Source organism: Brasilonema sp. UFV-L1, assembly GCF_012912105.1.
Lineage (GTDB): Bacteria > Cyanobacteriota > Cyanobacteriia > Cyanobacteriales > Nostocaceae > Brasilonema.
In genome coordinates this window covers 1-20561 of sequence record NZ_QMEA01000118.1, presented here as the reverse complement: position 1 = coordinate 20561, position 20561 = coordinate 1, and the positions used below count along the sequence as shown (strand labels likewise).

General features: G+C 42.0%; 13 protein-coding genes and 1 pseudogene. 9 read left to right on the top strand and 5 right to left on the bottom strand.

The annotated features are described in order from the left end of the window. Positions 1 to 224: 224 nt before the first annotated feature. From lptC to metG, 3 genes are all read right to left on the bottom strand, one after another. A complete protein-coding gene (gene lptC / locus DP117_RS25945; protein WP_169221101.1) occupies positions 225 to 1496 on the bottom strand; it encodes an LPS export ABC transporter periplasmic protein LptC in 1272 nt (423 codons plus the stop codon). Between the two features lie 28 nt (positions 1497 to 1524). Further along, entirely contained in the window at positions 1525 to 2157 is a 633-nt protein-coding gene (locus DP117_RS25940; RefSeq protein WP_169221103.1) for an NYN domain-containing protein, read from the bottom strand. A 150-nt stretch (positions 2158 to 2307) separates the two neighbouring features. Continuing rightward, positions 2308 to 3909, bottom strand: coding sequence for a methionine--tRNA ligase (metG, locus tag DP117_RS25935; RefSeq protein ID WP_169221100.1), 1602 nt, complete (start codon positions 3907 to 3909; stop codon positions 2308 to 2310). Positions 3910 to 4291: 382 nt separating this feature from the next. Here metG and DP117_RS25930 point away from each other — a divergent pair, with 382 nt between their 5' ends. The 7 genes from DP117_RS25930 (at position 4292) to DP117_RS36525 (ending at position 14212) form a co-directional block, all read left to right on the top strand. Next, on the top strand, positions 4292 to 5020 hold the full coding sequence (locus DP117_RS25930) for a lysophospholipid acyltransferase family protein (RefSeq protein ID WP_169221099.1): 729 nt from the start codon (positions 4292 to 4294) through the stop codon (positions 5018 to 5020). A gap of 45 nt (positions 5021 to 5065) precedes the next feature. Next, entirely contained in the window at positions 5066 to 5884 is an 819-nt protein-coding gene (locus tag DP117_RS25925) for an alpha/beta hydrolase (protein ID WP_169221098.1), read from the top strand. A 123-nt stretch (positions 5885 to 6007) separates the two neighbouring features. Further along, positions 6008 to 6277 (top strand): type II toxin-antitoxin system PemK/MazF family toxin, encoded by a 270-nt coding sequence (locus tag DP117_RS25920; RefSeq protein WP_248277836.1) that lies wholly within the window; start codon positions 6008 to 6010, stop codon positions 6275 to 6277. Between the two features lie 96 nt (positions 6278 to 6373). Beyond that, on the top strand, positions 6374 to 7615 hold the full coding sequence (locus tag DP117_RS25915) for a hypothetical protein (protein WP_169221097.1): 1242 nt from the start codon (positions 6374 to 6376) through the stop codon (positions 7613 to 7615). Between the two features lie 246 nt (positions 7616 to 7861). Continuing rightward, positions 7862 to 11407, top strand: coding sequence for a PAS domain S-box protein (locus DP117_RS36530; protein WP_169221096.1), 3546 nt, complete (start codon positions 7862 to 7864; stop codon positions 11405 to 11407). A 10-nt stretch (positions 11408 to 11417) separates the two neighbouring features. Next, positions 11418 to 11894, top strand: coding sequence for a response regulator (locus DP117_RS25905; RefSeq protein WP_169221095.1), 477 nt, complete (start codon positions 11418 to 11420; stop codon positions 11892 to 11894). A gap of 2 nt (positions 11895 to 11896) precedes the next feature. Further along, a complete protein-coding gene (locus DP117_RS36525) occupies positions 11897 to 14212 on the top strand; it encodes a response regulator (RefSeq protein ID WP_169221094.1) in 2316 nt (771 codons plus the stop codon). Between the two features lie 50 nt (positions 14213 to 14262). Here DP117_RS36525 and DP117_RS25895 read toward each other — a convergent pair. Next, positions 14263 to 14361, bottom strand: a pseudogene (locus tag DP117_RS25895) (HAD hydrolase family protein); the annotation flags it as partial. Between the two features lie 588 nt (positions 14362 to 14949). Here DP117_RS25895 and DP117_RS25890 point away from each other — a divergent pair. Then, positions 14950 to 15804, top strand: coding sequence for a DUF4114 domain-containing protein (locus tag DP117_RS25890; protein ID WP_169221093.1), 855 nt, complete (start codon positions 14950 to 14952; stop codon positions 15802 to 15804). A 686-nt stretch (positions 15805 to 16490) separates the two neighbouring features. After that, positions 16491 to 19442 (top strand): DNA polymerase I, encoded by a 2952-nt coding sequence (gene polA, locus DP117_RS25885; protein ID WP_169221092.1) that lies wholly within the window; start codon positions 16491 to 16493, stop codon positions 19440 to 19442. A gap of 348 nt (positions 19443 to 19790) precedes the next feature. Here the strand turns inward: polA and DP117_RS25880 are convergent, their stop codons facing one another. Continuing rightward, a complete protein-coding gene (locus DP117_RS25880) occupies positions 19791 to 20303 on the bottom strand; it encodes a class I SAM-dependent methyltransferase (RefSeq protein ID WP_248277835.1) in 513 nt (170 codons plus the stop codon). Positions 20304 to 20561 lie beyond the last annotated feature (258 nt).

Sequence of the window (20561 nt, the reverse complement as noted above, 5' to 3'; positions counted from 1 at the left end):
ACGGCGTCCTTGTTTCAAGCCCCTAAATTTATTTTGGTGGTTCTTAATTTTGAATGAGCGAATGAGCGAATTTGAGCGTTTGCGTAGCGCCCCTCTTAGGGGCTAGCGAGTGACTCCTTCACTGTGTACTGTGTACTGGTCACTGTTCATTGTTCATTGATATTGACTGTATGTGTCCCTTTGGGACTTACAAAGCACGTTCTTTGAGTGCGACAACAGCTGTACTATTGCTTTTTCACTTTTCCATCTTCTGGGATAATCTCTGTTACGACTTTCTTACCAGAGCCTTCACTGTTGACTACAAGAGTTTCTGCTTGTAAATCACCAGAGGCTTTTTGCCCTGTAAAAGCTAACGGAGGATCAACTTGACGATAAACAACATCGCCTTGAGCCTCAACTAACTTTTTGTCAAGATACCATGTCAATGTCTGAGATTTGAGAGACTGGCGACGCTCTCCAACACCGTAGACATTTCCTGTTAAATAAACAGTTTTTTGCGGTATTTTCATTTCGCCTTGATTCCCAGTTACTATTAGTTTTTCAGTGCGATGGAAGACCCGCACAGGAGAATTGGTTGTTATTGTTTCTGAGTTTAAGTTCCAAGTCATAGAGTTACTAGCGACTTGCACTGGTGGATCTAGTAATTCTATTTGCGCATTTTTCTTAACAGTAGCAATCTTTGTTTTCAAGTTAACTTGTGCGGAATCTCCTCGACCTCGGTCGGTAATTTGGTTGTTTTTATAGTGGTCAATTTGGACAGGGCGATCGCCTATCAATGTTTCCTCTTTGATTTGCCAAATCAAATGCTCTGTTCGCATTTGTAATTGTGGTTCCAAGGAATTTGCCACGACTCCCCCAGAAAATTCCATACGCTGTTCGCGGGTTTTGACTCGCGCCTCCTGCGCCACCGCTTGTAGTTGTTTGTGGGTTCCGTTGACTTGCTTACGGACAATGAGTAAATCTTCTTTTGGTCGCCATTCCAACTCATTACCGTGCAACACGATACCATTGCGAGGGTCTACCGCGACAATCTTTCCTTTGAGAAACAACTGTTTACCATCTTGCTCAATATCTGCGACTTGAGCTTGTACTTGATAAACAACTTTGCCATCTTGGTAGAGTTCACCATATGGACTTTCAGCCGCACCAATTTGTTTTTCTTTGGTGTACTTTGCTTGTTTTGCTCTGACTGTCCAAATCGGTCTACCAACTTCATCTGCTTGCTCTAAAGTGACATCAAAGAAAGTCAAGTTACTATCCTTGTCTCCAGGCGATGGACTCGTCAAAGGTGGTTTGGTTGTGACATTCGTTTGACGAACACCACAACCAACAACTCCTATGGGAATCAGGGAGATAACAAAGATGAGAATTTTGAATTTTGAATGAGATTCTACCCTGCGGTTCACCTTCTGGCGGGCGTCTACGCTAGCCCCTAAGGGGGCGCTACGCAAACGCGATAGATCCTGCGCGATTTTGAATTGTCTTATCCTTCTCATCTTTGTTATCCTCTTGCTTGGTGCTTGATCACTCCGGAATTTCTATCTGCTGGCTGTCAGTTTCGCGAGAGTCTTCCAAAAATCCCATAGTAGCTATTGGTCGATAAGGATAGCTTTGACGAGGCGTTTTTTGAATATCTTCTTTGACTGCTTCTAAATCAATATAGCGATCGCTCACATTGATCAAACTATCACTTGTCATGGAGCGTAAACTAACCACTTCAACCCGCACACCACGATAGCTGACTGAATTGACTGCATATGCCAGATCCCCATCGCCACTCACTAACACTGCTGTATCATAGGAATCCACTAAAGCCATCATATCTACTGCAATTTCTACATCCAAGTTGGCTTTTTTTGACCCGTCTGGCAACTGTACCAAATCCTTAGCAATGACTCGGTACCCGTTGCGTCGCATCCACAACAAAAAACCCTGCTGTTTTTCGTTTGTGCGGTCTACTCCAGTGTAAAAGAAGGCTCGTAGTAATCTAGAACCTCCTGTTAATCGACACAGTAGCTTGGTGTAGTCAATTTCAATTCCTAGTTGTAGTGCTGCATAAAATAAATTTGAACCATCAATAAATATTGCAACACGACCCCGATTTTCTAAAACTTGTTCTGGCGTAAATATTGAATCATTTTCCAGATTATTTAACATTGTTGTCATACCTCATTTTTTATCAAATGTAATAATTGATGCTTTTTGACTTGAACAGTCAAGCTGAGAACTGCTTATGATAATCTTTCAGGACTCATATATTTAGTCCTGATAAATTCAGGCAAAATCAGTAATTGAAATTTGAAACAATTAATCGTTTTTAGGGGGTTCTATTCGTTTAAAGATTGGTTGGGGTGTACCCAACTTTTGTTGATTTGTCAGCACTCCCCATGTCCCATGAATGGCAAAAGGGGCGGCTGTGGCGGTTTCTATTTGTTCATGAAAATTGATTCCGAAACCTAGTTGCTGATATATATCGCTACTGATATCAGGGATGACCGGAGAGAGCAGATAAGCAGCTAGTCTCACTGATTCAAGAACTGCATACAGAACTTGTTCTAGAGCTTGCTGCTGTCCTTGTTTATACAATGACCAAGGAGCTTGTTCATCAATAAACTTATTGCTGGCTTGTACCAGTGAAAGGATAGCTTCACAAGCTTGATTGAAAGCTAACGCTTCATAAGCATTTGTTACCTGCTCCCCAAGACGTAAACCAATCGATTTCAAAGGATGCTCAAAAGGTATATCTTGATTTGTAACTGGCGGCACATTTCCTGCACAGTATTTTTTCACCATGTTTAAAGTGCGGTTTAGCAAATTACCCAAATCATTTGCCAAATCTGCATTCAGCACATTGATGAATCTACTTTCATTAAAATCGCCATCCCTGCCAAATTCGATTTCCTTAAGGAAGTAATAACGAACCGCATCACTACCATAGCGCTCAACTAGAGCTACGGGATCAAGGGTATTTCCCAAGGTTTTGCCCATTTTATGACCATCTTTGGTCAAAAAGCCATGTACAAAGACTTGCTCTGGTAATGACAAGCCAGCTGACATGAGCATTGCTGGCCAAGACACTGTGTGGAAGCGCAGGATATCTTTACCAATCAGATGCAGGTTTATCGGCCACCATTTTGCTATGGCATTTTCTAAGGTTGGTTCTTCGTCGGGTTCTAGCAAAGCGGTGACATAACCTAGAAGCGCATCGAACCAAACATAAAGAGTTTGGTTGGGATCAACTGGTACACGAAAGCCCCAATCTAAATTAACCCGTGAAATGGAGAAGTCCTGCAACCCTTGATTTACAAAGCTGAGGACTTCATTTCGACGACTCTCTGGTTGAATAAAATGCGGTCGAGACTCGTAAAGTGCTTGCAATTTCTCTTGATATTTGGATAAGCGGAAGAAATAGTTTTGCTCGTCTCGCCACTCAACTTCTTTGTTTGGGTGAAGAGGACATCGGTGTCCCTCTAACAGTTCTCTTTCTTCTTTAAACTCTTCACAAGAAACGCAATACCAACCTTTTTGTTGTCCCTGGTAGATGTCTCCAGCTTCCCACAATCTCTGAAAAAAGTCTTTGACTAGAGGTTCATGATGAGGAGCTGTCGTACGAATAAATCTATCGTATTGAATGTTTAATAATTCCCATAGGGAGGCAAAACCTGCCGACATTTCATCACAAAAGCTTTGCGGCGATCGCCCTTTACTCTGGGCCTGACGCTCTATTTTTTGCCCGTGTTCGTCTGTACCTGTAATCAGAAGGACTCTGCGTCCCAAAAGTCTCTGAAACCTGGCCACCACATCTGCTGCCATTGTTGTATAAGCACTGCCAATATGGGGTAAATCGTTGACATAATACAGCGGTGTTGTCAGTGCAAATGTCTTGTCTGTTTTCTTCACTTGATTCATTTAGGAAAAAACTAGTTGTTAAAAACGTTTTCTATCTTACTTTTTTGTAAAACCACGTCATTATATAGCATAACTCTCTTTTTTTCAAGTCATATCTTAATACTAGCAAATTTCTGAGGTTCAAGTTTGTTTAATAATAGGTATATGTTCAGTTAATTTCGATCAAAAAACAGAAAATCCTTGCTAAGATTGCACAGAAAACTTTTAAGAAGAACAAAAGAACAAAAGAAAGCAGAACATAAAATACATGCCCAATTCCTGCAAAAGATTTTAGTGATTTTGTTGTATTGGTATTTCTACCTTAAGGCAGTCGTCCTTATCGGTTAAGAAATGTAAAGTCTTAATCAAGATGAGGCTGCAAAATTTTCTAGATCTATAAAAGATGAGTGTAAATAGCCCCCTTGAGATTTCTCGCTGGTTACTGGCGGCGCTATCAACAAAAATGTTTCGCTACTATGAGGATCGCATTCCCCAAGATGCCAGTGTGTTAGTGGTGAGCAATCACCGCAGCTTTATGGATGCACCCATTTTAATGGCAGCTCTATCAAGTTCGATTCGTTTTGCTTGTCATCACTACATGGGACAAGTGCCAATCATGCGGGAGATTGTTACAGGACAATTTGGCTGCTTTCCTCTAGAGGAGGCGAATCAGCAGCGCCAGCAAAGCTTTTTTCAACAGTCACAACTCCTATTGCAATCAAAGCAAATAGTGGGAGTTTTTCCTGAAGGAACAAAACCGATGGTAGAATTTACTCAACCAAACCGGGTGGGTGAATTTCAACGAGGTTTTGCTCATTTGGCATTGCGAGCACAAGTGCAAGATTTAGCAATTTTGCCAATCGCGATAGCGTCCCTTGAAGAAGTTAACACATCTGCTGTACCTTTGAGGCTATTAAGTTTGTTTGACCCTTCAGAACCTTTATTTAATCAATCAGGTTGGCATCCACTAGTTATATATCATCGTGTCGCCGTGCTCATTGGTCGCCCGTATTGGATGAAATCCGTACAAAAAGAGAAATACCAGGGAAAAAAAGCAAGAACTGTGGTAACAGAATTGAGCGAGCATTGTCACTCCGAAATTGCAAACTTGCTGCAAAAAGGTTGCTATTAAGAAGATTTCTCATAAAATTTTGAGTTAGTTGATGACTAATGACTAATGAGTATTCCAAAAGTTGAACTAAAAGCGTGTTTCCTGACTCCTAAACGACTCCAGCCAGAGTTTCCGCTATTTGTGTATTTACCAGGGATGGATGGAACTGGTCAATTGTTGCGATCGCAAACAGCAGGATTAGAAGTTGGCTTTGATGTCCGTTGTTTAGCGATACCAAGGGAAGATCTGAGCAGTTGGGATGAGCTAGCCAATAATGTCTTAGACTTGATCCAAAAAGAATTAGAAAAAAACTCCCAGCGTCCTGTTTACCTGTGTGGAGAGTCTTTTGGTGGTTGTTTGGCGCAGAAAGTGGCGGTTATAGCACCACAACTGTTTGAGCGTATTATTCTCATCAATTCAGCAAGCGCTTTTCATCTTCGCCCTTTGTTAGCTTGGACATCTCAACTGACTTCCTTAGTTCCATCCAATCTTTATAACATCGGCGCACTAGGTTTATTACCTTTTTTGGCAGCTTTAGCACGTATTTCTAGGAGTGATAGACAAGAACTCCTAAAAACCATGCGTTCCGTACCGCCAGAAACTGTCATGTGGCGAATCTCGTTACTGAGAGAGTTTTGTGTTGACGAGGAACAATTACGTCGCCTGACTCAACCAGTTTTGGTGATTGCTGGTGGTAGCGATCGCCTTTTGCCTTCTTTGGCTGAAGCAAAACGTTTGGTTAGTATCTTACCCAATTCTAAGATCGTAATACTACCACAATGTGGGCACGCTTGCTTGTTAGAAACAGACACTAACCTCTATGAAATTATGAAGGCGAATGATTTTTTAGAAAGTAGTGCTGAAGTTGCTGAGGCGCTGGGGTAAAAGTAAAGGGCGAGTGGGCGTATTCCTATGAGAAATCGCCCTGCGAAGACAGCGCACGCTGCGCGAACAGACTAGAAGTCTGGTGCTACACACACAAAGCCTGCCTGCGCAGGCTGTAAAACTTTGATTATACTGAGAGAAGTCCGCTATCCAATCCTAATGATTGCACCTTTAACTACCCAGAGTGGTTCTTGGGCACTTAAGAATAACAATTTATATCCACGCTTGGAAGCTGGTGCTGGTAGTTTGCCTCAGTCTTCCATTGTCTTACTAGATCAAACGCGGGGATTAGATATAAATCGAGTTGTGTCATATTTGGGAACACTTACCTCTGAGCAATATGCTCCAATTCTTAATGGACTAATACACTTGTTCAAACAACAGAATAGTTGATTTTGCTCTCACAACTTACCCTTACAGGCAGAAGTCAAGCCCCTCGCACCTTAGCTACAACCAAAATAGAAAGATTTTTAAATAAGGTGCTAAGTAATGGCAGACAAAGCTAAAAAAGATAAAGATATAGATGATAAAAAATCAAATAATATACCAGCGTCCGATGCAAAAGAAGAAAAGCCATCTTTGTTTGAAGCCGTAGCACAAACAGTAGGCTGTGTCTTGGGAACCGCTGCGGGGGTAGGAACAGCTGCTGGTAACACTGCTATTGAAGCTGGCAAAGCAGTTGCAGAAACAGCCGTTGATGTGGGAGAAGCGACAGCAAAACAAACTCACAAGCTGATTTCACAAGCAACTCACACAGCAGGACAAGTTGCAGAACGTATTGGCGAAAACTGGCTTATCCGAAAGCTAGCTGGATTTTTAAATCTAAATTGGCTTGTTGGTGCTGCTGATAGTGTTAATCTAGACAAAGCAGAAGCAGCAGTCAAAAAGCTCAAGCAAAAATATCCGAACGAATCACCTAGCCAAATTGCTCACCGCATCATGGTTGAGAAAGCAACAAAAGCGGGGGGAATTGGATTAGCAACTAGTGTTTTACCAGGAGTCGCGGCGGCTTTGTTGGCGATTGATTTAGCAGCCACAACAGAGTTACAATCAGAAATGATTTATCAAATTGCCGCTGTCTACGGATTGGATTTAAAAGATCCTGCCCGTAAAGGAGAAGTGTTAGCAATTTTTGGTTTGGCGTTGGGTGGTGGTCGTCTCTTGAAAGCAGCAGGTTTAGGTTTACTGCGAAATATACCTTTTGCTGGTGCAGTCATTGGTACAAGCGCTAATGCTACAATGATTTATTCATTGGGATATGCGGCTTGTCGGTTTTATGAAGCGAAGCTAGATGAATCAAAATCGCTCACTTCTGAAGAAACACTAAAAACTTTAAAACAACAAAGCGAAAATTATCTAGAAAAAGCGATCGCTCAAGAAGCTGTGATGGATCAAATTTTGGTTCATTTTATCCTTGCTAGCTATCCAGAAAAAACGTGGGAAGAAATTTTGCCAGAATTAAAAACTTTGAACTTCCATTCTACTTCCTTAGAAGCAATCTCTGAAAATATTAAATCACCATCACCAATGGATGCACTTGTCAATCAACTCAGTCGTGATTTTGCTATACCATTATTGGCTCAGTGTTATAAAATTGCTCGAATCAAAGGTGAAATGACTCCAGCTGCACAAAATATCATGAATGCGATCGCGACTAAATTTGACCTTGATATCAATTTTGTTCAGTCCACTGTTGATGCATCTGGAAACTTTGCCAGCGCAAGTCATTGATTTGTTTGATATCAGACACTCAACTCAATAACCCGGTTTCTCAAAGAAGCCGGGTTTCATGACTAGATGACAAATCTATCTCAAGGTCATTCCACAAACGTTACTATCGGTCTAATGATAGATTTTAGAAATACTCCCAGCATTTTTTATCTGGCAAAGCAATGTTGGAAATTTTGTTATGTCATTATCGTATTGGAAGTATTGTAAAAATTAGAAAACAAAGCCCATTAGTTGGAGTGAAGGCTCATGCCTAGCTTCACCATGACTAGAAATATTTCACAAGCTGCAAGTGTCTTTGTGATTTGCCTCAGTTGCATTGTATTCATTGGCTGGATATTTGACATTGCCTTATTTAAGAGCGTGCTACCAGGACTTGTGACAATGAAAGTCAATGCAGCAGTCGCTTTTTTGCTATCTGGAGTGTCACTTTGGCTTTTGTCAAACAAGACTTGTCAGATGAACCAGATGAGCGGAATCGGTTCCTCATCTTCACTCCTGATTGCTCAAGGATGCGCGTTCACAGTTACAATCATTGGTTTCGTCACGTTATGTCAATACCTCTTTGGATGGAATTTAGGAATTGACGAACTGGTGTTTCGTGACTCACCAAAAGCTGTAGAAACATTTTATCCTGGTCGAATGGGGGTAAATTCAGCCGTTAACTTTCTACTATCGGGTTTGGCTTTATGGCTATTGGGACAGAAAAGTCACCGCAGTGATTGGTTGGCTCAGGGTTTGAGTTTGATTGTGGCTTTCATTTGTTTGCAAGCGTTTGTTGGCTATGTCTATGGGGTGAAAAATTTTTACAGGTTTGGCGTTTATACTACCTCAATGGCGTTACACGCGGCACTAGCGTTTGGAGTGCTGTGTTTGGGAGTGTTATACGCCCATCCTGATCGCGGGTTTATGCAAACGATAAATAGTAAACTGAATGGTGGTATGGTCGCCCGGAGGCTCATACCAAGTGCCATCATCCTCCCCTTAATTCTGGGCTGGTTCATGATTGTGGAGCAAAGGGCAAAACAATATGACCCCGCTTTCAGTATATCGCTGCTCGTGGTGTCACTAGATGTTATGCTTTTAGCACTCATTTGGCGAAACGCGGGGTTCATTAACCGCGTGGATAGCGATCGCGAAAAAGTAGAAGCAGCATTGCTCGAAAGTGAAGAACGCTATCGACTGCTTGCCGAAAATGTTCCCCAAATGGTTTGGATGAGTAACGCCGATGGCTTTATAGAATACTACAATCAGCGCTGGCTTGACTACACAGGGCTGCCATCCCAAGAAACGATAGGGTGGGATTGGCAGCAGGTGGTTCATCCTGAAGACTTACCACAAACTTTGGAGAAATGGACAACTGGACTTAAGACTGGAAATCGCTATGAAGTACAATACCGCCTCAGACGAGTTGATGGGGTTTATCGTTGGCACATAGCACAAGCTTTACCATTATGTGATCAGGACGGCAAAATTCTCAAGTGGTTTGGTACCTGCACTGATATCGATGACCAAAAACGGACAGAAGAAGCATTGCGTCAGAGTGAATCACGGCTGCGGTTATTTGTCAACTCAGATATCATTGGCATTCAGTTTGGCGATGTCTATGGGGGATTAACTGAAGTCAATGATGCTTACCTGCATATTGTTGGTTATACTCGTAAAGATTTCTTGCAAGGTCGAGTGCGGTGGAGTGAGATAACTCCAAGCGAGTATTTACCGTTAGATGAAGCGGCGATCGCCGAGGCGAAGGAAAAGGGATTTTGCACTCCTTACGAAAAAGAATATATCAGAAAAGACGGTTCTCGTGTTCCGGTGATTATTGGCTTCGCCTTCCTTGATGAGCAACACGAAGAGGCGATCGCCTTCATTTTGGATATTAGCGATCGCAAACGAGCAGAAGCAGAACGCGATCGCTTTTTTATCCTATCGCTCGACATGCTTTGCATTGCTGGATTCGATGGCTACTTCAAGCGTATCAACCCAGCCTTTGAAAGAATTCTCGGCTACACTCAAGCAGAACTACTCGCCACACCATTTTTTGATTTTATACATCCACAAGACAGAGCAAAAACCGAGTCTGAATTGGACAAACTTGCAACCGGAGCCGTGACACTCAATTTCGAGAACCGCTACCGCTGTAAAGATGGTTCTTACAAATGGCTGGTTTGGAATTCTGTTCCGGATGTTGAGTTAGATGTGGTGTATGCTGTTGCTCATGATATCACAGAGCGTAAACAGATAGAGCAGACGCTGCTCGAAAGTGCAGAAGCTTTGCGAATTAGTAGAGAACGTCTGGATTTGGTTATTCAGGGAGTAGAAGTCGGTTTGTGGTACTGCAATTTACCGCTGGACAAGCTGATTTGGAATGAGCAGTGCAAAGCGCATTTTGGTCTACCACCTGATGCTGAAGTCACGATTGATTTATTTTATCAACTGTTGCATGATGATGACCGGGAACGCACACGCCAGGCAGTTCAGCGCTCTGTTGAGCAGGCGACTGGTTATGATATAGACTACCGCACAGTTGCTCCAGATGGATGCATACGCTGGATCCGAGCAATTGGACACACTTTCTGTGATCCGGCTGGCACACCAACGCGCTTTGATGGTATTACTATTGACGTTAGCGATCGCAAACGAGCAGAAGCCGCCCTCATTGAAAGCGAACAGCGCTTTCGTCATGTTACAGATACTGCTCCGATGATGGTTTGGATGTCCGGTAAAGATAAACTCTGCCAATATTTCAATAAACCTTGGTTAGATTTTACCGGACGAACGATCAAGCAGGAACTCGGCAATGGTTGGACACAAGGTATTCATCCCGACGATTTTCAGCGTTCTTTGGAAATATACACGAATTCTTTTGATGCCCGTCAAGATTTTCAAATCGAGTATCGCCTGCGACGGTTTGATGGAGAATATCGTTGGGTTTTAGATATTGGTGTACCTCGGTGTACTTCAGAAGGAGAATTTCTGGGTTACATCGGCTCTTGTATAGATATTGAAGACCGCAAGCGAGCTGAGAAACAAATTCAACAACTCAATGAAACGCTGGAAGAACGAGTCAAACAGCGGACATCTCAATTAGAAGCAGCCAACAGAGAACTCGAATCTTTTTCTTACTCTGTTTCCCATGACTTACGGGCACCATTGCGCCACATCACCGGATTTGTTGACTTGCTGCAAAAACGTCTTGTGTCAACAGCTTTGGACGATACAAGTAGACGTTACCTTAACACTATCACGGAAGCGACAAAACAAGCAGGTAAATTAATTGATGATTTGTTAACTTTCTCCCGTGTGGGACGTTCTGAAATGCGTCATACTACCGTTGACATGAATCTACTGCTGCGGGAGGTGCAACGTGATTTAGAACCAGAAACCAAAAACCGTCAAGTTTCCTGGCAAATAGAATCTTTGCCTCAGGTACATGGCGATCCTTCCATGTTACGGCTGGTTGTGCGTAATTTATTGGAAAATGCCGTCAAATATAGTAAAACTCGCCCCCAAGCAGATATTACTGTAGGTAGTACCACCGGTGATCAAGAAGTGGTATTCTTCGTGCGAGATAACGGCATTGGTTTTGATATGAAATATGTTCACAAGTTGTTTGGTGTTTTTCAACGCCTGCACAGTGATCCACAATTTGAAGGTACAGGTGTGGGATTGGCAAATGTCCAACGCATTATTCACCGTCATGGTGGACGTGTTTGGGCAGAAAGTCAAATAGACAATGGAGCGACGTTTTATTTTTCGCTACCAAGGAGGTCTGGAGTGGAAAGTGGAGAGTAGAGAGTATACGATGGAACTAAAGCGCATTCTCCTAGTTGAAGATAGCATTAACGATGTTGAGTTAATCCTGACTTCACTGGCAGAAAACCATTTAGGCAATGAAGTCGTCGTCGTTCGTGACGGCGAAGAAGCATTGGATTACCTTCACCGTCGAGGCTTATACCGTTTGCGTCGCGAAGGACATCCCGTTGTGGTGCTACTGGATCTGAAGCTACCAAAAATTGATGGCATAGAAGTCCTGACACAACTCAAAGCTGATCCAGAACTACGAGTGGTACCAGTTGTGGTGTTAACCTCTTCCCGAGAAGAACAGGATTTAGCTCGCTGTTACGAACTTGGTACAAATGGGTATGTCGTCAAACCAATTGATTTTCTTGAATTTGTTGAAGTCATCAGAGGTTTAGGATTATTTTGGGCGATAATTAATGAACCCCCTCCCGGTTCCATACCTCCGGCACGCAGTAGTCAAGGAGTCGCAGGAATATAGCCATGTCAGGTCTAAAGTTTCTTTTGCTGGAAGATAGTTTGCTGGATGCTGAACTCATTCATGCCTTGTTGACCGAAAACGGTATTGCTTGCGAACTCTTGCACGTAAAAACGCAAGCAGAATTCCAGACAGCGCTGGAGCAAGATGGCTTTGACCTGATTCTTTCAGATTACGCTTTGCCTGGATTTGATGGTATCACGGCTCTAGGGATGGCACAGCATCACTGCCCAGATATTCCTTTTATTTTTGTGACTGCGACAATGGGAGAGGAAGTCGCAATTGAAACCCTCAAAAGTGGTGCCACAGACTATGTTCTCAAGCAAAGATTACAGCGTCTCGTACCTTCGGTACGTCGGGCGCTACGCGAAGCCCAGTATCGACGCGCCTGTAAAATAGCTGAAGCCCAACTGTACCGCCGTGAACAGGAATTTAGAGCTTTAGCGGAAAACTCACCAGACGCAATTACCCGCATAGATAGAGAACTCCGGTACTCCTACGTCAATCCCGCAACAGAACTAGCAACCCAAATCACACTCGAAAAGTGGATTGGCAAAACAGTTGCCGAAATAGGGTATCCAGAGGAATTTTCGACAACTTGGGAAGCAAAATTACGCCAAGTGTTTGCCACAGGAATTGGGTGCTGGATGGAGTTTGATGTCCCCTCATACAAGGGACGGATTTACTACCAAGCACGGATTGTACCAGAATATGCTCCAGACGGATCTGTACAATCATTATTGAGTATTTCTCGTGATGTAACAGAGTATAAACTGGCAGAACAGGCATTACGAAAAAGCGAAGCTCAGTTACGACAACAAAAGGAAGAATTAGAACGAGCTAACCAAATTAAGGATGAGTTTTTAGCAGTGCTTTCCCATGAGTTGCGATCGCCACTCAACGCAATTCTCGGTTGGTCAAAAATATTACGTACCAGGAATTTAGAAACAACAACCCTAAATCGTGCCTTAGAAACAATTGAGCGCAACGCCAAGTTACAAACACAACTGATTGAAGATTTGCTGGATGTCTCCCGTATTATTCGTGGTAAATTGACTCTGCGTCCCTACCCAACAAATTTGATACCAGCAATAGAAGCAGCAGTAGACACAATGCGTCTAGCAGCTCAAGCCAAATCAATTGATTTAGAATTTATGATAGTAGACTCTGGATTGAAAACAGAGGACGAATCAATTCAAAATTCCAAATCGCATAGCGTTGTGAGTCTCAGCCACGAGGCAAAGCCGTGGCTTGAAGCGCATGACGCTACGCCGATAAAATTCAAAATATGCCCTCCAGGCACGCTACAGCAAACCAATTCGGAATATCCTCCGATTCCACAGCAGTCATCATGCTTACGGGAAGCCACTGCACGTCTACAACAGAAGAACGGTAAGGAGGCGCAAAGTTCCTCAGTGGAAACTTTTAGTTCTTCATCTCACATCAAAGAGCAAAAATTCTACGTTTTAGGTGACCCCAGTCGATTACAGCAAATTGTCTGGAATCTTCTTTCTAATGCTATCAAGTTTACCCCACAGGGAGGACAGGTAGAAGTAGAGCTTGAAAAAGTGGAGGAGGAAAGAAGCACAGGAGGAGGAGGAGGAGTAGGGGGAGAAAATCTTTCGGCAGCATCTTATGCAAGAATTACGGTGAAAGACACAGGTATTGGTATTAATCCTGATTTTATTCCTTATGTATTTGACTCTTTTCGTCAAGCAGATGGTTCTACCACTCGCAAACACGGGGGTTTGGGATTAGGGTTAGCAATTGTTCGTCACCTGGTAGAATTGCATGGTGGAACTGTCGGCGTAGAGAGTTCTGGAGAAGGAAAAGGCACAACATTTGCAGTAAAATTGCCTCTTTTGCAAAATAAAGGAGAAAGTCTATCACTTGTTTCATCTGGCTCATCTGGTTCAGAGATCTCATCTCCACTTGAAGGTGTGCGTATCTTAGTGGTAGATGATGACGCAGATTCACGAGAATTTTTAGTATTTGCTTTAGAAGAATTTGGGGCGATCGCCACTGCTGTCACCTCTGCTTCAAACGCACTAGAAGTTCTGACAACATTTAAACCAGATGTGCTAATCAGTGATATAGGTATGCCAGAACAAGACGGCTATAGCCTGATGCGTCAAATCAGAACATTGTCAGAACAAGAAGGAGGACAGATTCAGGCGATCGCCCTCACCGCCTATGCAACTGAGAAAGACCGTCAATTAGCAATGAACGCTGGCTTTCAAAGACATCTTTCTAAACCTGTGATGCCAGAACAACTCGCCAAAGTTGTTGAGAAAGTTATGCAAGAAGGAAAAAAGCTGTAGCACTAAGAAAACCTACCAACAAGTACAACATTGCACGTTACAGTTCGTAGTTGTACTGTTGCTGGTGCATTTCCCATCGCGACGCCAATACCTGCACACTCCAATATTTCCACGTCATTGAAGTTATCGCCAATAGTCAGTAGTGTGACAGTTGAGTAATTTACACTTTATGCGCAGAATAATGAGCATATTTGTTGTAGCTTAATTAGTGGAGGTGATGTGTGTCGTATAGCGTTGATAGTGAAGTTTTTAAAAATTAACTACAAGTTTTGGCAATTTGCTGCAAGCTAAACACTTCAAAGAATAATGTTCTTGATTTTGAGAGTCTATCTCGGATGTTTGCAGCGACTTGTAATGACATCAACGCGAGTGTTCACAAAAAATACGTAGTTTACGAAAGAATATAACTTGTCATTTCATTAAATGATAACAGCATATTATACAGTCTGTCGAGCGAGTACAGTGCTGAAACCAAAAAGCCAGATAGCCGTTCTGACTTCTATATTCTGCTGTAACTTTCTAACTGACTATCAAGAATAATCTTTTTTCGGAAAGCCAAATTATCATTTTTTGAAAATTGAAAAATTAAAAAATTCTACTCTTGGATATACATACCTAAGTAAATACCGCGATATATATAAGAATAAGCAGCAAAATCACGCACTTAGGGATGAGATAAAGAATCCTATGAAGTAGAGCATCTTAACAGTGAAAAAATGAAAAAGTGAGGGGCTTTTATGATGAAGAAAAGTTTAACAGGAATCTTTGCTGTTGCGGCAGCTGCTGTCACAAGTGTATTCTCTGCGCCTTCTGGTGCAAGCGCAGCGACGTTTACCTGGGACAATTTGACAACATACGAAGTGAAAGACAAATCAACAGATAATTCACAAGTTCAATCTTTGATTCCCCAGTTCCAGCAATATGTGCAAAACGAAGGAATTACAATTCCCGAAGACAAATTAAATAAACTAGACCCCACAAAGCTGAGTCTAAAATATGATAACAACATTCGTGTTTGGTTCCTAAACGAAGGTGCTATCTATCAGGATCAACTGGCTTATGAAGCAATTAAAGGTTCTGATTACCAGAAAGGATTAATTTTTAATAACATCTCCTGTAATACATCGAATGGCGCAAACTCAGCGTGTCAATTGGGAGAAAATAATGGCGTCTTGGATATCGGTGATTATGTCGATTTGGGTACGATATCAGGTGGAACACAACTCAATTTCTTCCTGAAAGCAGATGGATTCAATAATCCTAACGGCAATGTTTATGGTGCAGATGCAACTCAAAATCCAGATAAACTAGAGCATGTCGTGGCTTATGAAGTCGATGGTTATTTGTTGTTGGGTTTTGAAGATTTATATGGAGCTGCGGGTTCAACAGAAGGTGGAAATGGTAATGTAGCAGCTGATCGTGATTTCAATGACGTGGTTTTCTTGATTGATTTTGGTAAGGGTAACATAGCGACAGTTCCAGAACCTGCAAGTGCGATCGCACTTGTGGGTGTCGCAAGTGTTGGTTTGCTGTCACTGCGTCGCCGTCGCCAAAAACAATTAAATCAGTACACAGTACACAGTACACAGTGAAGGAGTCAGGAGTCACCGAGTCAGGAGTCACCGAGTCGTGACGTCAGTCGTCAGGAGTCGAAAAACTCAATTCTTTATTTCTTCCTTGGTGAATACTGAATTCAGAATTGCTGAATTCTTCTTCAAATTGATAACTGGTAACTGATAACTGATACTGCGCTTCCTTGATAACTGTTAATTCTTTCCCAAGGTCGGATTCGTAGTGGAAGTTGGTGGCTAAAAGTTGGTGGCTAAAATAGGTTTATAAGGAAAGCTGGCCCAAAACCCTTGAGGGACAGGCGCGTAGTGCCGAATTTCGTACTTGCTGGCGTCGCGGGGTTCCTCCGCAGTGAAAAAGAGCCAGCCGTCAGAGAACGAGTACTCGTCTTGAAACACAGATAAACATTACAAAGGCTGGCTCTTTTTCTTTGCCCAAGTGCGTCGGGATGAAAGCCGCATAAAAGCATGCGGCTTTCGTCAAAAATGCTAAGATATTTACATCAGTACAAGATTTAAAAACCTACCCCCGGACTGGGGGAAAGTTTACGCCCGAAACAACCTTGAGGAGATATCAATACGCTCGTTAAAGAGCAAACGTGTTGAGCCTGGGAACCTGTGCGAACAGGATATTAAGGCAGCGATGTCTTAAGAATCTCCTCGCCTTTAGGCAGGAGAGTGTCAAGTCCCAAACAGCACCAAAAAACCAATTGGCTTCTGATTCCTTAACGACGACTCCTCCCACATTTATCTTAGTAGATGGGCACTCTTTGGCATTTCGTTCATACTTCGCTTTTGCAAAAGGAAGAGATGGCGGATTACGCACAAAGACGGGAATTCCTACAAGTGTGTGTTTTGGCTTCCTCAAATCTTTGTTGGAGGTGATGGCGACTCAACAACCACAAGCAATGGCGATCGCCTTTGATTTGGGTTTACCAACATTTCGCCATGAAGCAGATGACACATATAAAGCAGATCGCCCAGGAACACCAGAAGACTTTGTTCCAGATCTGAAAAATCTACACGAATTGCTGGATGGATTGAATCTGAAAATTGTCACTGCTGCTGGTTATGAGGCAGATGATGTGTTGGGAACTTTAGCACAGCAAGCAACGGCGGCTGGATATCAAGTTAAGATTGTCAGTGGCGATCGCGACTTATTTCAACTCATCGACACCGAAAAAGAAATTAGTGTTCTCTATCTTAGTCCAGATGCTTTAAAAGGTTCGAGAGCAAGTTTAACCGAATTTGGTCCAGAACAAGTTAAAGAAAAACTGGGTGTTACACCATCACAAGTTGTTGATTTTAAAGCTCTTTGCGGAGATAAATCAGATAATATTCCTGGTGTCAGGGGAATTGGCGAAAAAACAGCTGTGCAGTTGTTGAACATGTACGGTTCCCTGGAAAAAATTTATGCTGCATTGAGTCAAATCAAAGGCGCAACTCAGAAAAAACTGGAAGTCGGGAAAGAGGATGCTGAAAAGTCTCGTTACTTGGCGAAGATTGTTCTTGATGTTCCCTTAGAAGTTGATTTAGAAAACTGTATCCTCAAGGGATTTGATATCAACGTTCTGACACCTATCCTAGAAAAGCTAGAGTTCAAATATTTTTTAGGCAAAATTCACGAACTTCAACAACGTTTTGGTGGCAAAGTTGAAGAAATACCAGAAATAGAAACACACGAGGAGGATGAGGAAGAATCACTCAGCCCTCAACTTCAGCCAAGTACTGAGAACGAGAATGATGATTTGTGGTTTTTCAGTGCAGCGGATACAGCAAATCAACAGCAACCCTTTGTTTCCACAATTAAACCACGCATCATTCACACAAAAGAACTACTCACCGAATTAGTCAGCCTCCTACAAAAATTTACCGACACTAAACATCCCGTTGCTTGGGATACTGAAACGACTGATTTAGAACCACGCGATGCTGAGTTAGTGGGAATTGGCTGTTGCTGGGGAAGAGAACCAGACGAAATTGCTTACATACCGATTGGTCACAAAATCGGGGAGAATTTAAACAAAGACTTTGCCTTAGAAGCACTACGCCCAATTTTAGAAAGTGCTAATTATCCCAAGGCTTTCCAAAATGCCAAATTTGACCGCTTAGTTTTACGATGTCAGGGAATGAAGCTAGCGGGAGTCGTCTTTGACTCGATGCTTGCAAGTTATATCTTGAATCCCGATAACAACCATAATCTGAGTGACTTGGCTATGCGTCACTTGGGTTTAACGTCAAAAAGTTATGATGATTTGGTTCCAAAAGGGAAAACTATCGCTGATGTAGATATTCTCAGCGTCGCAGATTACTGCGGTATGGATGTTCATGTCACATTCCAACTCGTCGCAAAGCTGAGAGAAGAACTTGAAAAATTTCCAGCTTTGTACAAACTACTCGTGGAAGTTGAACAGCCACTAGAACCAGTTTTAGCCCAGATGGAGTATCAGGGAATCTCCATCAATACAGAGTATCTCCAAGAACTTTCGCAGCAGTTAGAAATAGACTTAGCCAAGTTTGAACAAAAAGTTTATGACATTGCTGGCGAAAAATTCAACTTGGGTTCCCCGAAACAATTGAGTCAGATATTGTTTGAAAAATTAGAGTTAAGCACCAAGCATTCCCGTAAAATTCAAACGGGTTATTCTACAGATGCTGCGACACTGGAAAAACTACAAGAGGTTGATACAACTGGCATTATTGATGCGATTATAGAGTATCGTACCTTATCAAAATTGAAATCGACTTATGTCGATTCTCTGCCAAAACTAGTTCGTCTGGATACTCACAGAGTACATACCAATTTCAACCAAACGGTAACATCCACTGGTAGGTTGTCTTCTTCGGATCCGAATTTACAGAATATCCCCATTCGCACAGCTTTTAGCCGTCAGATTCGCAAAGCATTTGTCCCAAAAGCCGGTTGGTTAATGGTTGCTGCAGATTACTCACAAATTGAGTTACGGATTTTGGCTCACTTGAGTCAAGAACCTGTCTTAGTTGAAGCTTATCAACAAAATCAGGATATTCATACTGTAACAGCACGGCTCGTTTTTGAAAAAGAAAATGTCACGTCAGACGAGCGACGGTTAGCAAAAACGATCAACTTTGGTGTGATTTATGGAATGGGTTCTCTGAGGTTTTCGCGTTCAGCTGGTGTAGATAAAGCCAATGCGAATGAGTTTATCAAGCGATTTAACAGTCGCTATCCTCAAGTGTTTGAATATTTAGAGAAAGTCAAAAAGCAAGCGATCGCTCAAGGTTATGTCGAAACAATTTTAGGACGTCGTCGTTATTTCGAGTTTACCAGCAACAGTATACGCAAGTACAAAGGCAACAAACCAGAAGATATCGACTTGAAAAAACTTGGTAATTTAGGCGCTTACGATGCTGGGTTACTGCGTGCTGCTGCTAATGCACCCATTCAAGGTTCCAGCGCTGATATTATTAAAATTGCAATGGTAAAGCTGCATGAAGTTTTGCAAAGTTACCAAACGCGTCTTTTGTTACAGGTACACGACGAATTAGTCTTTGAAGTTCCACCAGAGGAATGGGGAGAATTACAACCGCGCATTAAGTCCATAATGGAAAGTGCAGTCTCATTAAGTGTTCCGTTGGTTGTGGATGTTCGTGTCGGCGAGAATTGGATGGAGACGAAGTAGTACAAAGTTATTAGTTCACAGTTATCAGTTAATCCTCTCCATATTTAAACCTACATTCCGCCCTTTCAACTACTAGCACATTGAATATTTACCACCATTAATAGGAATCATCAGCTTTTCGTAGATTCTCAAGAGTTTGGTTTTATTGAAAATCTAAGTAGAATAGTTTAAGAGTACTAATTTGGCTTGAAATTCTTGTGCTACTGACTTCCAAGCTTAACTCTTTTCGTGTGACACTTAAAGAGCGGAATGTCGGTTTAAAAATAAAAGTAAGGAAAGGATGTTTTCCCGGCTTGTCACTGTTTACTGTACACAAGTCAGTGTACTGATTCGCTCAGCAACTTCTTCTTATTTGATATAAAAATTGTACACGTGTTTTTGTGACTCGTCTGTTAAATGTCTGTATTGCGAAGTTGATAGAGGAGGAAAAAAGTAGGATTGAAATTGCATTAAGCTTTCACAAGTTTCTAGAGGAAAAGGTTTTTTCTCCGGAACATCATCCCATCCAACGACAAGGACACCACCTTCGCGTAAAGACTTATAGCATCCCGAAAATGCTTCTTCCACATCTTTTCTATCATTCAATCCCCACCCAAAAACCCCATTACAGATAATTAAATCTAACTCTTTTTCTTGAAAGTAAAGATTTAAATCACTCATGGAGCCAATAATATGTTTTTTAGCTCCATAGATTTTTTTCATTGGGTTGATATCAATTGTCCAGTATTCTTTTGGGTGAAACCATTTTTCATAGTGCTTTGTATAAGAACCACATCCTACAAATAGCACTTTGGTGTATTCTTCGCGCTCCGCAAAATAAGGAAGAATTTCTTGTTCCAGTATATAACGGTCATGAGTCATCAAAGGCATTTCCCGATCTAGGAGTGTGTAAGTCACGACTTTTACACCTCTCAAAATCATTCTTGGGTCGAGCACCATAATATTATACTGTTTCGATTGTTACAGTTGAGTACTTTTACGTACGCTTTTTATTAAATAGGGTTTTTTTTAAGTTTTGGATAACTTTGAATTAATAATAAGTTAATAAAAAGTGATAAATAATAAATATAGCGGTTCTCAGTTGGGTGCAATACAATAACCACAATGTTGGAACCAACC

Excerpts from the sequence above, each read along its gene's own strand:
- lptC (WP_169221101.1), bottom strand. The coding sequence starts at position 1,496 with ATGAGAAGGATAAGACAATTCAAAATCGCGCAGGATCTATCGCGTTTG.
- DP117_RS25940 (WP_169221103.1), bottom strand. The coding sequence starts at position 2,157 with ATGTTAAATAATCTGGAAAATGATTCAATATTTACGCCAGAACAAGTT.
- metG (WP_169221100.1), bottom strand. The coding sequence starts at position 3,909 with ATGAATCAAGTGAAGAAAACAGACAAGACATTTGCACTGACAACACCG.
- DP117_RS25930 (WP_169221099.1), top strand. The coding sequence starts at position 4,292 with ATGAGTGTAAATAGCCCCCTTGAGATTTCTCGCTGGTTACTGGCGGCG.
- DP117_RS25925 (WP_169221098.1), top strand. The coding sequence starts at position 5,066 with ATGAGTATTCCAAAAGTTGAACTAAAAGCGTGTTTCCTGACTCCTAAA.
- DP117_RS25915 (WP_169221097.1), top strand. The coding sequence starts at position 6,374 with ATGGCAGACAAAGCTAAAAAAGATAAAGATATAGATGATAAAAAATCA.
- DP117_RS36530 (WP_169221096.1), top strand. The coding sequence starts at position 7,862 with ATGCCTAGCTTCACCATGACTAGAAATATTTCACAAGCTGCAAGTGTC.
- DP117_RS25905 (WP_169221095.1), top strand. The coding sequence starts at position 11,418 with ATGGAACTAAAGCGCATTCTCCTAGTTGAAGATAGCATTAACGATGTT.
- DP117_RS36525 (WP_169221094.1), top strand. The coding sequence starts at position 11,897 with ATGTCAGGTCTAAAGTTTCTTTTGCTGGAAGATAGTTTGCTGGATGCT.
- DP117_RS25890 (WP_169221093.1), top strand. The coding sequence starts at position 14,950 with ATGATGAAGAAAAGTTTAACAGGAATCTTTGCTGTTGCGGCAGCTGCT.
- DP117_RS25880 (WP_248277835.1), bottom strand. The coding sequence starts at position 20,303 with ATGACTCATGACCGTTATATACTGGAACAAGAAATTCTTCCTTATTTT.